At 65.6% G+C, this 13,882-nt stretch carries 17 protein-coding genes; 7 read left to right on the top strand and 10 right to left on the bottom strand.

Features of this window, described 5'->3' with window-relative positions:
* The 8 genes from PX52LOC_RS31965 to PX52LOC_RS31935 all read right to left on the bottom strand — a co-directional run bounded on the left by PX52LOC_RS31965 (position 1) and on the right by PX52LOC_RS31935 (position 6,429).
* Positions 1-393 carry a hypothetical protein gene (locus PX52LOC_RS31965; protein WP_149113885.1) on the bottom strand — a complete coding sequence of 131 codons (393 nt, stop codon included), beginning with the start codon at positions 391-393 and terminating at the stop codon, positions 1-3.
* Positions 390-701: a DUF1580 domain-containing protein gene (locus PX52LOC_RS31960; RefSeq protein WP_168219335.1), complete on the bottom strand. Its 312-nt coding sequence runs from the start codon at positions 699-701 to the stop codon at positions 390-392. Before PX52LOC_RS31960 ends, PX52LOC_RS31965 begins: the two co-directional genes overlap by 4 nt.
* Complete coding sequence (locus PX52LOC_RS31955; RefSeq protein ID WP_149113883.1) at positions 698-1,135, bottom strand: hypothetical protein; 438 nt, start codon at positions 1,133-1,135, stop codon at positions 698-700. Before PX52LOC_RS31955 ends, PX52LOC_RS31960 begins: the two co-directional genes overlap by 4 nt.
* 626 nt (positions 1,136-1,761) lie before the next feature.
* Complete coding sequence (locus PX52LOC_RS31950; protein WP_149113882.1) at positions 1,762-2,229, bottom strand: hypothetical protein; 468 nt, start codon at positions 2,227-2,229, stop codon at positions 1,762-1,764.
* A 2-nt stretch (positions 2,230-2,231) separates the two neighbouring features.
* Complete coding sequence (locus tag PX52LOC_RS31945) at positions 2,232-4,004, bottom strand: DEAD/DEAH box helicase (RefSeq protein WP_168219334.1); 1,773 nt, start codon at positions 4,002-4,004, stop codon at positions 2,232-2,234.
* Positions 4,001-5,125 (bottom strand): ParB/RepB/Spo0J family partition protein, encoded by a 1,125-nt coding sequence (locus PX52LOC_RS41240; protein WP_168219333.1) that lies wholly within the window; start codon positions 5,123-5,125, stop codon positions 4,001-4,003. Before PX52LOC_RS41240 ends, PX52LOC_RS31945 begins: the two co-directional genes overlap by 4 nt.
* Positions 5,126-5,336: 211 nt before the next feature.
* Entirely contained in the window at positions 5,337-5,546 is a 210-nt protein-coding gene (locus PX52LOC_RS31940) for a hypothetical protein (RefSeq protein ID WP_149113880.1), read from the bottom strand.
* 97 nt (positions 5,547-5,643) lie between these two features.
* On the bottom strand, positions 5,644-6,429 hold the full coding sequence (locus tag PX52LOC_RS31935; protein ID WP_149113879.1) for a hypothetical protein: 786 nt from the start codon (positions 6,427-6,429) through the stop codon (positions 5,644-5,646).
* Between the two features lie 508 nt (positions 6,430-6,937).
* Here PX52LOC_RS31935 and PX52LOC_RS31930 point away from each other — a divergent pair.
* From PX52LOC_RS31930 to PX52LOC_RS31910, 6 genes are all read left to right on the top strand, one after another.
* Positions 6,938-7,750 carry a hypothetical protein gene (locus tag PX52LOC_RS31930; RefSeq protein ID WP_149113878.1) on the top strand — a complete coding sequence of 271 codons (813 nt, stop codon included), beginning with the start codon at positions 6,938-6,940 and terminating at the stop codon, positions 7,748-7,750.
* Between the two features lie 965 nt (positions 7,751-8,715).
* Complete coding sequence (locus PX52LOC_RS31925; RefSeq protein WP_149113877.1) at positions 8,716-8,925, top strand: hypothetical protein; 210 nt, start codon at positions 8,716-8,718, stop codon at positions 8,923-8,925.
* A gap of 227 nt (positions 8,926-9,152) precedes the next feature.
* Entirely contained in the window at positions 9,153-9,428 is a 276-nt protein-coding gene (locus PX52LOC_RS31920) for a Fic family protein (protein ID WP_149113876.1), read from the top strand.
* Between the two features lie 28 nt (positions 9,429-9,456).
* Positions 9,457-10,014 carry a helix-turn-helix domain-containing protein gene (locus PX52LOC_RS31915; protein ID WP_315853260.1) on the top strand — a complete coding sequence of 186 codons (558 nt, stop codon included), beginning with the start codon at positions 9,457-9,459 and terminating at the stop codon, positions 10,012-10,014.
* A 107-nt stretch (positions 10,015-10,121) separates the two neighbouring features.
* Complete coding sequence (locus PX52LOC_RS43505; RefSeq protein WP_261345045.1) at positions 10,122-10,253, top strand: hypothetical protein; 132 nt, start codon at positions 10,122-10,124, stop codon at positions 10,251-10,253.
* Positions 10,254-10,544: 291 nt separating this feature from the next.
* Complete coding sequence (locus PX52LOC_RS31910) at positions 10,545-11,444, top strand: transposase (protein WP_149113874.1); 900 nt, start codon at positions 10,545-10,547, stop codon at positions 11,442-11,444.
* A gap of 604 nt (positions 11,445-12,048) precedes the next feature.
* On the opposite strand, the gene PX52LOC_RS31905 is transcribed toward PX52LOC_RS31910, so the two are convergent.
* Positions 12,049-12,513: an SMI1/KNR4 family protein gene (locus tag PX52LOC_RS31905; RefSeq protein WP_149113873.1), complete on the bottom strand. Its 465-nt coding sequence runs from the start codon at positions 12,511-12,513 to the stop codon at positions 12,049-12,051.
* Between the two features lie 200 nt (positions 12,514-12,713).
* On the opposite strand from PX52LOC_RS31905, the gene PX52LOC_RS43000 reads away from it, so the two are divergent.
* Entirely contained in the window at positions 12,714-13,355 is a 642-nt protein-coding gene (locus tag PX52LOC_RS43000; RefSeq protein WP_246173528.1) for a hypothetical protein, read from the top strand.
* Positions 13,356-13,471: 116 nt separating this feature from the next.
* Here the strand turns inward: PX52LOC_RS43000 and PX52LOC_RS43500 are convergent, their stop codons facing one another.
* Positions 13,472-13,876, bottom strand: coding sequence for a DUF1559 family PulG-like putative transporter (locus PX52LOC_RS43500; protein ID WP_149113872.1), 405 nt, complete (start codon positions 13,874-13,876; stop codon positions 13,472-13,474).
* Between the last annotated feature and the right edge of the window lie 6 nt (positions 13,877-13,882).

Below are 13,882 nucleotides of genomic sequence, written 5' to 3'. Positions count from 1 at the left end.
TCAGTTCCGTGATGGTGCGGGTGGCGTGGTCAGCCACCGGGTTAAGACATCCGGGTCGGTCAGGGTCGTCGGGGTGGCGGGGGTGCCGGTGGCGGCATCGTCCGAGCGGAACAGGTCGGGCAGTTGCGCCAACATCAAAGTGAGCAACAACCCGAGTTGCAGCGGCGTGAAGTGTTCCGCCACGCCGGCGGGCGTCCGCTTCGTCGCGCGGGCGATCAGTCGCATCGGCAACGAGTCGGGCAACCGGGCGAGTTCCGCCCCGGCCTTCGCGTACTTCCTCGCGTCTGGGAGTTCGCCCCGTTCGGCCGCGGACAGGAGTTCGTCGAGCGTCGGCCCGGCGACCAGGAACAGGTGCCGGACCCGGCGGACGTGGCGTTTGGTGATCTCACTCACAAGCCCAGCTCCTTCAATACCTTGCCGGCTTCCAAGGCCGCCGACCGGGGTGCCGGTTGTTGCGGCCTCGTGGTCACGCTCAACGCCGAGATGAACCGGGCCAGCGCCTCCCGCGACGTGACCCAACTCGCGCCGAGGCGGGCCGCTTCGAGTCGCACGACGCTGCCGGATGCGCCCCGCGTGCCCTTTAACGCCCACCTCAGAACCGTCTGCGGTGACGTCCTCTGCCCACGGCGGCCGGGCAGCGACGCGGCCGCTTGCGCGAGCGACAGGCCCTTACCGGCTGCGATTTCTTGCTCGATACTCACGACGATGACCCTCCGTCCGGTTGTGCCTTCGGTTCCCGCGCGTCCTGCCGGCCCTTCAGCCCCGTCAAGAACGCTTCCACGTCGCCGCCGCCGAGGAGCGACGACACGCGGTCCACGGCCAGCAACTTCGTCAACCCGTTCGCGGCCTGCACGCGCACCTGGTAGCTCACGTCCTCGTTGCTCATCACCTGGACAAAAAACATCGCGAGTGCGGCCAACGGGTCGTTCGCTGTGCCGCTCTCTTGGAAGCCACGGACGACCTCGGCCCGGGCCTCGTCGATCAGCCGGTGCGCCACGTCGCGGGAGACTTTCAGTTGCTCCTGTAGTCGCCCGGCCACGCGGCCGGCGTACATCAGCCGGCCCAACAACTCTTTCGCGAGGTCGCGGTCTTCCTGCGTGAACGTCGTCTTCGGCCGGCCGCCTTTAGCCGCCATGTTCCACCCCGTTTGGTCCGGTCGATTCCACCTGAAAACCCTGGTGTCGATGTCCGCCGTTGCGTCTACCTTTTGCGATCCGTCCGGTGCGCACCTTCGGGTTCTTCGATCAACGCGCGCCCATCCCTTTGCCTCCCCTCCCGTTTCCAGCCGTGTTCCTTGTCTCATGAGGATCGCTACTGCCGGGGTGGGGGCCGAAGGAACTTCCCTGGTCGCCAAGCCGCCGCCCGAAAAGGTCGGGCGTCCTGCATCTCACTCGACTGAGGTATCCGTGTGGTTCCCGGTATGGGTCGCCGCCGCGTCGCGCGGGGCGGGCGGGGCGAACGAGGACGCCGGTAGTAGCCGCTTTCCACACCAGGGCCGTAGCCCCCGCGGTGGACGTTTCCCCCCACCGTTCCGGCGTTAATTCGCCAGACCCCCGACCAGTCCGGGACTGCCCCCGGACTGGTGCGACCTACCGCGATGCCCGCCGGCCGTTAATAGTTGGATCTCGGCGGCATCGACGCCTTGATCCTGACCGCTGCCTGAGTCGTTCAACCTTCGGCAAAAGACCCGCCGCAGTTGCGAAGCTGCTTACGCTTGCGGGCCGTGGAACTGCGAATCCGTGATCCACCGCTACCTTGCTGTCACCACCGTGCCCGAAATTCCTTCTCGACGTCCGCCGTTCTCATCCGAAATGCGGTCACGAACCAAGCCGGTGTTAGTGTCCGAATCTGTTCCATATCCCAGCCGGAGTGGGCCTCGCCCCGCACCTTGCCGTCGGCCGTCAGGTGCAGGGTGAAGTGCCACCGCCCGCACCGCTCCACGAGCCACGCGGCGGCGACCGTCTGCGGGTCCACGTCCGGCGGGCACGGGTCGTCACAGACGTCGCGGAACGTCAGGCCGTGCCGCTGCCAGTCCCGCATCACGTCCGACCCCGGTTCGCCCCACTGGTCGACCAAGCGCACGGCGAACGTCTTGACGGCCTTGGCCGCCGCGTCGACGGTCGCGGCCGGCGTCTGCGGGCTGTACGCCATGCGGACCTTGCCCACCCGCCGGTACGGGATCACGCCGGCCTGCCGCCGCAACCGCTCGAACTCTGAAGTCGCGCTCATGGTCACGCGGCCTCCGCTTGTGGCACCCGCTTCTGGCGGAACCGCGCCACGAGGTCGGGCCAGTTCGCCGGCAGGGCCGTCAACCGCTGGACCCGCATCAGGCGGCGGAGGTAGCCGGCGTCGTGCCAGTTGAGCCTCTGGGCCTTCGGGTCGACGCCCAAGTCCTTGAGGAACCGGAACGCCTTCCGCCCGCACACCCGGTCCCGTTGTTCGTCGATCCGGGCTTGCAGCGCACCCCCGGTCATGGCCGCAGACGCCTCCGGGTCCAGCAGCACGTCGTGGGCGTCTTGCAGTTGCTTCGTGGTCGGCTTACGGCGATCGGCCTGCGGCCCCGCCGCGCGGGTGCTGACCATCCCGCCGGCCCCGACCAGGTCCACGTCACGGAGGACGTAGTTCTGCCGCGGCGGCGGCCCGCCCGCGTCGGCGAGCGACTGTTGCAACTCGAACAGGGCCTCGGCCTCCTCGATCCGGTCGCGGGTCTTCCGCTTGTCGGCGGCGTCGGCCGGGGCGACGACCTTTTGCACGTACGCCGACCTCTTGGCGTCGGCGTCGACGAGCAGCACGTCGACACTGTTCACGAGCTTGAACTTGGAATGCCCGCACGTGAAGTCGATGACGAGGCAGTCGGGCTTCGCGCTCCGGGCGATGGCGTCGAGCCGGCCCCCGGCCGTCGGAACGCCTTCGATCGCCGCGGCCGGGGACCGGAGGCCCCGGCCGAGCATTTGCTCGTACAGGCCGCGAGAGCCGGTCGGCCGGGCCATGACCACGAGCGACACGTCGGGGACGTCGAACCCCTCGGTCGGGATCATGCACCCGACGAGCAGGCGGAACTTCGAATCCTCGAAGTCGGCGACGATGCGCTTCCGGGTCTTCGTCGGAATGCCGCCGTGGATGAACGTCGCGCTGCCGGGGTCGACCGCGTTCAAGGCCGAGGTAACTGCCTCGCACGCCTCCCGCCCGGGCAGGAAGACGATGCCCTTCCGACCTTCCCCTTGTTCGACGATCGGGTGGGCGATCGACTCGATGCACTCCGCCGAATCGAACGACTCGCGAAGGGATTGGGTGGTAATGTCCCGGCCGTGTTGCGTGCCGCCGACCGTCCACTTGGTCGCGTCGGCCCGGAGTTCGGCCGCCTTCGACCGGATGTCCACGAGGTAGCCGTCGGCGATGGCGTCCACGATGGTCTTGCGGTACGCGAACTCATCGAACATCCCGCCCAACGACTGCTTGTCCGCCCGGTACGGGGTGGCCGTCAGACCGAGCAACCGCAGCGCCGGGTTGAACGACCGCAAGCCGGCGTGGATGTTCCGGTACGTCCGGCACGGACTGCGGTGCGCTTCGTCGATGCAAAGCAGATCGAACGGTTTGCCGCGGTACTTCTCGACGCGGCCGGCGAACGTCTGCATCGACGACACGACGACCTTGTTCCACGTGAACCAGTCGTTCGGCGGGTAACGGTCCGGGAACAGGCGTTGCCGCTCGCGGGCGGTCGGCAGGTACGGCCCGCCGGTGTACTCGTCCGCCTTCTCGACGTTCGGCCAGATGCCCATGCGGAGCATCGCCCGGCACGCCTGCCGCACCAGCTCGTCGGTGTGCGCGAGGAACAGGCACCGGCCGTTCATTTTCTCGAACACCATGCCGGCCGTGATCGTCTTCCCCAGCCCCGTCGCCAACTGGACGATCGCGGCGGGTTGGCCGGACAGGAAGGCGTCGCGGGCTTCAACTTGGTAGTCACGCGGCACCGGCCGCGGGTACTCGGTGAGGGTTTCGTTCACGCCGCGTCCCCCGCGTCGGCATTCGCACGCAACTGCTGCATCCGCTTCTCGACCTTGGGCCAGACGGCCTTGTTGCCGTCGTAAAACCCGCGGTCCACGACGCCGTACCCCTGGCAGTGGCGGCACGACTTCCCGTCCCCTGTTTCCCCCGTTCCGCAGCACGGGGGGCACGGCAGTTCTGGCAGGTTCCGCTCAAGGGTCTCGATCAGGGCCAAAAGTTGTGACGCGAAATTCCCGTGCAGGTCGATCCGCTTCGCCAGCGGGTGATCGCGGTCCCGCAAATTGTTCATTAGTCCCCGATGGGCAGATCGGAGGCCACTAATGGCAAAGCCAAACGCCATTGCTAACGCTCTTGCATCGGCGGCGTTCGGCATGAAGCGGTCGTCGAGCCCCGGCTCACCCTCTTGGCCGCCCGGCGAGTCCGCTTCCCGCCTGGCCGCCTCCTCGACCTGCCTCAGCACCTTGTTGGCGGCTTGGCTCTTGTCGTCGGCGGCGAGAACCTGCTTGATCTGCCTTGGTGACGCCTTCTTCACCAGCCGCTCGGCCAACTGGGCACCGATTTCCCCCTCCTTGACCGCGGCGAACAGCGATTCCGACTTCTCCCGCACGGCGGCCACGGCCCGGACGGTGCGCTCGCCGACGCCCGCCCCCTTCGCGATTGCCTCACGCGATCTGGCCTGATCCGCGGCCGCAGGATCAAGCGGTGACGTAGCCGCTTGATCCCTCGCGGCCTCGCTCTTGCGGTCCCCGCCGTGGGGCTTGAGGGCGGCCAGTTCGACGGCACTCGCGGCCTTCTCACTCGGCGTCAGGTTCCGGCGGTGCAGTTCGTCGCGCTCGACGAACGCCACGACTTCCGCGTCGGTCCACCCCTTGTCGACGTACACGGTCTCGACACCGGCCACTTGGCTCGCGAGTTCCCGTCGGCGGCCGCTGATCACCCGGCCGGTGGCCGCCTGCCGGTAAATCGGCTTCTCGGGGTCGAATCCGTCGCTCGCCATCGAGGCGACGATGTCGCGGAACTCGTCGGTGTCGAGTTTGAGCGGGAGGGCGTCGGCGGCCGGGTGCGCCGCGCTGACGGTGTAGTCTTTGTCGCCATAGCGAATGGTGCGGGTATCGCTCACGATCACGCCCCCTTCACGAACGATAGGGGGCGGAATTGGCTCCGCGATTTCACGCACGTCGGGCTTGATTTCCCGGCATGACGAGTCATAATCTGAACAGGCGTTCCCATACGCTTATTGACCTCAGAACGGCCTCGGTGCGATCCCTGGAAATGGTGGCACCGGGGCTTGTTCGTTGATGGGGTGAAGGACGGCGCATATCGGAACGGGGCTAGTCGGCCCCGGTCACGCCGCCTTGTTGTGAACTGGTGCTTCGAACCGACTCGGCCGTGTAGCCGGAGCCGTCGGCGGCGGCGATCCGCTCCGATGTTTCGAGGAGGATTTGCAACCGCTCGGCGAGCGTCCGCGTCTCCGTCAACTTCTGGCGGATGACGCCAGGCGAAGGGATGCGGGCAAGCGGGTCGAATGGCTTCTGCGGCATGACTTGCTCCCGTGTTCATCCGTCCACGGAAGCATTGTTGAGGTGCTATGCCACCAAATCTAGGGTGAAGATTTCACCCTTTTTTCACCCTTCTCCATCAGGCCTTCTCGGCCACGATGTCGTCGCGGTCTTTTGAGACGATCCACCCGGGAAGTTTTTCATTCAACGTTTGGATCATGCACTTCAGCGCGTTCCCGTAGTTGTCGGGCCATTCGTTCATGAATGCTACCTCTTCAACGTTGGCCCGGCCGTCGCCTTTGGCGAGCAGCCTCACCGTGTCCCCCTCCTTCCTCCCCATCTTGAGGGTGCGGGCCAAGACCGCCAGTTCGTGCTCTGCTGGCGTTTGCTCTCTCTTGGCGATGGCTCTCGACCGCTCCCTTTGGCACTCGGTCACGATGCGATCCGTGTTGGGCCACCGATGCCGCCCGATTCGCTTGGCGACACGCGAGAAGTTTTGCTCGATAAGGTCGTCGGTCGGGTACCAAGTGAGAAAGTTCAACCCCGCCCGATCGGCATGCTCGATTTGCACAGACCCCGGGATCGCCAAGCGAACGGCGTCGCTGACCCGATCAGCGAATTGAACGGCCCCGATGTGGGCGGATGTCGCTAGCGGGTATGTCGACACGTCGTCCAGGTATTTGCGAACGGGGGCGATCTTGCCCAATGCGTCCGGCAGGCCCAATCGGATCGCGGACAGATTGATCTGAAAGACTCGAAACGATTTCATCCTTGAGGCCAAGACGGCCCCGTCCGCCAATGCGGCCATGCAGTAGGCCGTTCTGAATGCCAAATACAAGTCTGAGTGGGCGGCCGCGGAGCGGCGAGAAGTGTTCGACATGGCAACACCTGGTTGGGGATATGGGCGGCCCGCGGGGCCGGTCAACCAGGAACGCCGGGAACCCGCGAGGCCACGCAGTAGCTAGCTGCTGCCCACTTGGGAATGAATGTACACCAACCCACGTCACAATGATGAGGTCCGTTGTGGCGGTTCACAGCGTCGCGCCGCCGAGGTTCTACCTCGCGAGAATGAGTCAGCGGTCGAACGCTCCACAAGCGGATTGATAACTTGTTCCTGATTCAACGGGCGATGCACTTGGTGCTACAGACGGCAAAATGTTCGGGTGAAGCACCTGGGATCACTCTCTAGCCGCCACTCACTGGAGGAAGTATCGTAAAGGCACAAAACTTCTTGCGGCGACACTGACAAACGCCGAGCGTGGCCACAGCCCAGGGCAGCTCGAATGGACGGAAAGAACACTTCCGGCGAGGGGAAATCTGCGCCGAGTGGCGGCCCCGCCGCCACGACATTACCACCGGCTGCATCAGCCAAAAATCCCGATCCGGCGGGGACTAACCTCTCGCCGCCGGCCGCCCCAACGAAACCCGCTTTCGTGTCCGTTCTCCCCAAGGCAGCTCCGCAGTGCCCGCTGGAGCATATCCTTTACGGCCCTCCGGTGGCACCAGAGCAGCACATCAAAGGTTACTCTGAGGACGAGTTCGAGAATTTTATCCGCGAGTGGGCTTTCCAACACAAACAGATCAAGCTCAAGGCGTATGTACAGATAGGCCGATTCGGCGGTGCCGGGGACATGGGCCGCGACGTGGTCGGGTACATCGAGCAGCCGTCGAGTCACGGGAAGCTCGACATCTACCAGTGCAAGCACTACGGCCACGGACTGCATCCGGGCGACGTATGGACCGAACTCGGAAAGCTCTGCTACTTCACATTCCTCGGTGCCTTCGCTGTTCCGGAGGAGTACCGCTTCATCTGCCCCGACGATGTTGGTCCAGAACTCGGGCGCCTGCTGGAGAACCCAGAAGATATTCGACAGCGGCTGACAGACGAGTGGAATAGGCACGTCGAAGGGGAGATCACCAAGAAGCAGAAAGTCAAGCTGGAGGGCAAGCTCCTACGCCACGTGAAGTCCTTCGACTTTAATCGGGTGGGCTACAAGCCGATTCACGAGATCATCGAGGAGTTCCGGGCGACGCCGAGGTATCCATCGCGGTTCGGGGGCGGCCTGATTATCCCCCGTTCGCCGGACAAGACTCCCCCCGCGGAGATCGAGGAACACGAGCAGCGTTACGTCGAGCAGTTGATCGAAGCGTACAAGGACCACAAGGACGACACGGTGAAGTTGGAAACGCTGGCCTCCCACCCAGAACTGGACAAGCACTTCGCGCGGTCATCCGCCTGGAGCTAGTGCCCCGCATCGGGGCGGACAAGAAGGATCTGGGAGAACTGGTCGACAGTCGGGGCAAACTGCTTTTTCTGCAGGGGGCGATCGAGAGGCTAGCGTTGCTGGCCGCCCGTCACCAGGCGATGGGCAAGGAGCCGAGGCAGAAGCCGAAAGGCGGACCGGGGAAGCCGTCAACTTCGCCGGGGCCGCAGAGTCGAGGTCGGCCGGCCCAATGAAATCGCACCCGGCGAGCGCGTCCCGGACGCGCTGCACGGTGAGTTTGACCTGGTCGGCTGAGGGGACGCGCTTCGACGACCGGGCGCGACTGGCTAGGCCGAGCGCCATGTCCGCCTCGAACTCGGCGAGGAGTTCGGACAGGAGCTTGCGCGACGTCTCGACGTCGGGGAAGTCGGTGTTCCCCCGCTCGGCCCTGCGCACCAAGTCGTCGAGCAATCGGCGGGCAACCTGCTTATCCTTGGCCAGCGGGATGCGCTTCCTCGCCGGGTGGCCGGGCACGCCCTGAGCGTACCACTTCGGCGAGCGGGAGCGGAATCGCTTCGCGCCCGGGGGGCCCTTTTTGACCTTGCGCCCGGCGTTGCGGGACGATCCACGGACGAACGAGTGATGGCATGGGGAACCTCGGTGGGACAACGCGGGACGGGGAATCATCATTCCCGATCGCCGGCGCGTGCGAAATGTGTGTTGCGCGTTCGAAAGCTATTCCTTGGGTAACAACCTGTTACGGCCAAATGCTGTTAACAAGAGGCGTTTTTGGTCGATATTTACTAGGAGAGGAACAAACGCTGGGTGTCACCGGCGTTGTCCTCGGTTACGCCGTGTCCGTCATGGCAAGTGTCACACTCCGAAGCCGATTGAAGTCGCTTCTTGTGCCTGAGTCGGCATTGGTTAAGCGGTCGCGCTTGTCGGCAGACGTCGTTCGTCAAGTACTCGATCATCCGGATTCGGCGAGCCCTGACGCCAAGTCCTGAGTGACTTCCTTGCTCGGCCTGGGATCGGACGGGCAGAAGCTCGGTTTCCGCCCGCACCGGAAGCACGTCGCCCGGATGAAGGCGCGATTCGTCGTCGATCAGGTTCAAGCCACGATGGGTCTTGAGGCCCAGGGCTTGCGGGCGGCGAAGGACGAACTTTACCACAAGACAGTCGGTCGCATCTTGGCCAAGAACGAAAAGATGTGGTGATCGGTGTTCTCGCAGATCGAGGGCGAGGCGCCGATTGACGACATTTCTGAGTTCCTCATTTCTCTTAAGGCCTACACCCGTCACGAACTCGACCAGCACGAGACCGACAACATCGCCCGTGCGTATTCGGAGTTTCCAGCGGACACGGTACCCGCGGCAGAGGATGCGACATTCGATTTAACGTGGATGCTGGACGTGCATCGCATGATGTTCGATCGCGTTTGGGGATGGGCAGCAAGTTTCGCACGAAGGATGTCAACATCGGCGTGCCGGCGAGACTTGTTGAACAGAAGCTGTACGACCTCACCTTGCGCTTGCCCTATTGGCCGGAAACGCTCGCTTCGGTCACCGAGTTGCACCATCAACTTGTTTACATCCACCCGTACAAAAACGGCAACGGCCGGTGGTCTCGCTTCGTGGCGAACATCCGCCAGGTGATGACCACGGAGACGATCACCGTATGGCCTCACGCCGAGATGACGTCTGATTCACGATCCGGCTGATGTTGTCTATTCTGTCCTCGGTAGGAATTTGCCTGCTGAGGACCGGCCCTTTGATTCACATCTCGTTGCCAAATGCCGACGTGGCACAGTTGGAGGAACGCCTCCGCACCGCCCCGATCCCAAGTTGCGGCACCGCGTTCCGATGGTGCTCATGGCCCATCGCGGCCGCCGGCACCCGGACATCGCGGCCCATACGGGAACGACACCCCGGTCCGTCCCGCGGTGGCTCAACGCCTACCTCGACCGCGGCCTGGATGGCCTGATGCCGCGGAAGGCCAAGGGGGTGACGCCCCGGCTCACCGCCGATCTCGCCCCGATCCTCCGCCAGTGGGTGACCGACGGGCCGGCGAAGCACGGCCTCGGCCGGGCCAACTGGACGTACGCGGAACTGGCCGACCACCTGTATAAGGCCCGCGGGATTCGGATCGGCAAGTCGGCCCTCCAGCCGTTCGGGGCCAAGCACGGCATCCTCCCGTACCGCCCGACGTACCGGCTGTTCCTGGGCGATCCAGCCAAGCAGGCGGCGGCCCGGGAGGAGATCGCGGGCTTGAAAAAAAGTCGGTCGCAGGCGAAATCGTCTTCCTGAGCCAAGACGAGGCACGGTTCCCGTTGGTGCCCACACTCACGGCCACCGTCGGGGTTAAGGGGCACCGCCCGGTCGTCGGGACGTGGGATTGAAAGCACCTCCTGTACGTGTTCTCGGTCGTCAACCTGACGACCGCCGCCGTCCACGCCAACCTAGTGGACAGCCCCAAGGACGCCAAGCGGAAGACCGGCCAGGGGCGAGAACACATCATCATCAGTGACCAGCCGCACCACCGCTGAAGCCCTCTTCCGCCGAACGACCAAGCTCACCGGCCTGGCCGCGCGCGATCCGGACCGATGCACTCCCAGAACCAATCTATGCGGCCGGGTGTGGTGCAGCGTTTCACATGTTCGCATGCGGTCATCGTGAGAGCGCGAGCCCGGCGGTCGGACCAACCGCATGCAGCGCGTGAGGCTTGACCTCGAGAACCAGGTTGCGGACCGACTACCGGCGTTCCTCGACCTCGGACGCTATCCGGGGACCGTCCTCGGACGCCACCCCGCATCCGTGAGCACGAGGGGAGGGACGCCGTGGGCACCGACTCCGCGACCGCGTTCGTCGGCATCGACGTTTCCAAGGACGCACTCGACACCTGCCTCCTCGCGGACGGCCAGGTCAAGGCGGCCCCGTACGCCAACGATCCGAAGGGGCACGCCGCCCTCGCCGCCTGGGCCGGCCGCCACGCCGGGCCGCCGGCCTGCACTTCTGCATGGAAGCGTGCGGGCAAGACCGACCGCGCCGACGCCCGACTCATCGCCGAGTACGCGGCCCGCGAGAGGCCGGCGGCGTGGCAACCCCCGCCGCCGGCCGTGCGGGAATTGCAGGCGTTGGTGCGGCGGGTCGACGACCTCGTCGAGATGGCCGCCCGGGAGAAGGGTCGGCTCGCCTCGCTCGCGTTGAACACGCCCGCCCGCCGGTCGATCACCCCCACCGTGCGGCTGCTGGGCCAGGAGGCCGCCCGCGTCCGGGCCGCGGCCGACGCGGTGGTCGCGGCGGCCGCGGCCCGGGCGGCCGACCGCGACCTGTTGGAGTCGATCCCCGGCGTCGGCCGGCCGACGGCGACGACCGTCCTGGCCGAACGGCCGGCGGTGGATCGGCTACCGGCCGCCCCGGCGGCGGCCGCGTACGGCGGGCGGGCCCCGAAGGCGTTCCGGAGCGGGACGAGCGTCAAGCGGCGGACCCGATTGAGTAAGGCCGGGAACGCCCGCCTGCGGAAGACGTTGTTCGTGCCCACCCAGACGGCCGTCCGGTTCAATCCCATCCTTCGTCGGTTCTTCGCGGCTCGGACCGACCCGACGCGGGACGGGGGCCCGAAGGCGAAGATGCAGGCGATCGGGGCGTGCATGCGGAAGCTCGTGATGATCCGCTACGGCGTCCTCAAGAGCCGGACGCCGTTCGACCCGAATCGGGGGTCAAGAATCGCCACTTGACAACACGCTACCTGGTTCGGCGGGCCTTTACTCCACCGGCAGCCAGGCATCGTTACGTGAGTAGTACATCACCGCCGCGAACTTGTCCCGCGGGGTGGGCCGCCGACCGCCCCGCCACTGCGACCACACCCGGACGCACTCCTTGGCCTGCTGGACCATCAGGAAGAGGGACAGGTTCGAGTCTTGGGGGGGCAGTCGAACGACCTCTCCTCGTCGCTGGGGCAGAACATGGCCGGGGCCGATGGGAGTGCGTCCGGCCCGCCCTCGGCGAAGATGCAGAGTGAAGCGAAGCGGTCGGACTCGTCCACCGCATCGAGCCGGTCGATGATGTCGATCAGCGATCCCCGCGCGCCCAAGCCCTCTGCCGCCGAACAGTGCATTATTCTGCGCCGGCGCACGATAACACCGGCACCACATTGGACCCAGCCGGTGAGCGTAGGTCAAGACCTTGGGTGGCGAGTTACGCCGAGGCGATCGACGGTCGGCCGCGCAGACTAACACGATAGCGCAACCCCGCACCGCCACGGCTGCACTTGTGAATTCAACCGACGAGTTGCTGAGCGGGCCAACGGTCAACGACAGTGGGTCTGGTGCAGATTCGACGTCAGGGCTCCCGTAACCCTGCGACGAAGGCGGCCAAAGAGTCGGCCAATCGTACGAGTTGCTCCGTACCGTGGTCGTAGTACAACACCTGCCCGCGGTCGTTCCCGGCCAACCCGACGCACACGTAACTGCCGCTCCAGTCCTTGCCGACCGGCAACACTTCGGCCGGGCCGCCATCGGCCCGGAAGTCCGCCAGGGCCGCCTGGAGTGGGAACCCCTGGCTGCCCTCGGGAGTTGAGTCGTTCCACGGTGCGTCGTGCAGGGCGAAGAAGCAGTGGAACGGCCGCTCCCCGCCGTCCTCCCCGGGGATGTTGAACGTCCCCCGGTTCGGGACGCCGCCGTTGTGCTGGAGTAGGAACGCCCGGTACTCGTCAGGGAACGACGCGCCCAACTCCGATTCGAAGGCTACCAACCGATCCTCGGTCAGTGGCCCGAACCGATTCACATCCCAGATCTCCGCACCCATCAAGGAATCCTCCGTCGCCGAACCAGCAATGTCGTGCCGGTAAACAATACCTCCGGCACGGCATTCGACCGCGCCGCCGCCCGCGGGTCAAGGGGCCAGCGTCCTATCGCTCCCGCCCGCCGCCCGGTATCATGGCCGGGACCACCGAGGGCGGGGCGATGACGGAAGCGGAGTGGCGGCGGTGTCGCAACTCGAGAATCATGTTGACGCTCATCAAGGGTCTGGCGAGCAAGCGGAAGCAGCGACTCTTCGCCTGTGCTTGTTGCCGCAGGATTTGGCAACTCATCCCCGACCCCCGCAGTCGCGCGGCCGTCGTTGCGAGTGAGGCATTCGCCGACAAGCTAATCGACCGTGAAGCCCTGGCGGGAGCGCAACGTGAGGCCATGCTCGGGCAGAAGCGATTCGACGAGTACGTTTATCCCGCCGCGAATGCGGCGGCATCCACGGCTCGAATCTCGGTCCAGCCACTCTGGATTGCGGTGCTCGGCACCTGGGCCGTCGGCAAGGAGTCGGCCCGGGTGATCGCGACGACACCGAAACGACTGGCCAAGAGAGAAAACGTGCAGGAGATCGAAGCGGCGGCCCAGGCCGAAATTCTTCGGTGCCTGGTTGGGCCAGTGGCCTTCCGGCTGATGACGTTCTCCCCCGTCTGGCTCACGCCCACAGCCGTCGGTCTCGCGCACGCCATTTACGAAGACTGTGCCTTCGACCGCCTGCCGATCCTCGCGGACGCGCTGCAAGACGCCGGGTGCGAGGACGCCGACATCCTCGCCCACTGCCGCGGCGACGGGCCGCACGCACGCGGGTGCTGGGTCGTCGATGGCGTGCTCGGGAAGGGGTGAGAGACTACTTACGGTGGCGTTCATCGGTGGTCAGCATGCAGTTGAGAGCATCTTGGCACGCACGTTCTTCGATAGCCGACCCGATGGACGCCAAGAACCACGAATCCTGGCACCGCTCAGAACGGGGCTTGGAGCACTTCTCCGCGGTTCCGCGTGAGCAGTTGCAAGACGACATCGAGGCTGGTCGTGGCCTTCAGGAACTTGACGCTTCCGTCCCCCATGCCGAGCATCGCGCCGCCGGAGTGAAAGCTGTAGATTTCTTTGTCGTTCCGGCAGTTGAGCGCGCACGGGCCGTAGGGGTCGGTCGGGGATGCCGAGTTGTACCCGCCGATCTGAAGGCGGGCGTCCGGGTTGGCCCACGGGCCGCCGGTGCCGGCCGTGCCGACCTGTTTGCCCATCGTGAACTCCAGATTGCGGCCGGCGCACTCGGCGAGCATCATGGTGTTCGATGTTCCGTCGGTAATGTCGGTGATCCGCCGGTCGCCTTGGATGGTCGGCGACGTGCGGCCGAGAATTCCCACGAAGCT

The sequence above is a fragment of the Limnoglobus roseus genome, assembly GCF_008254045.1.
GTDB classification, from domain to species: Bacteria; Planctomycetota; Planctomycetia; order Gemmatales; family Gemmataceae; genus Limnoglobus; species Limnoglobus roseus.
The sequence above is the reverse complement of the archived record's forward strand: the minus strand, read 5'-3'. Positions and strand labels throughout refer to the sequence as shown.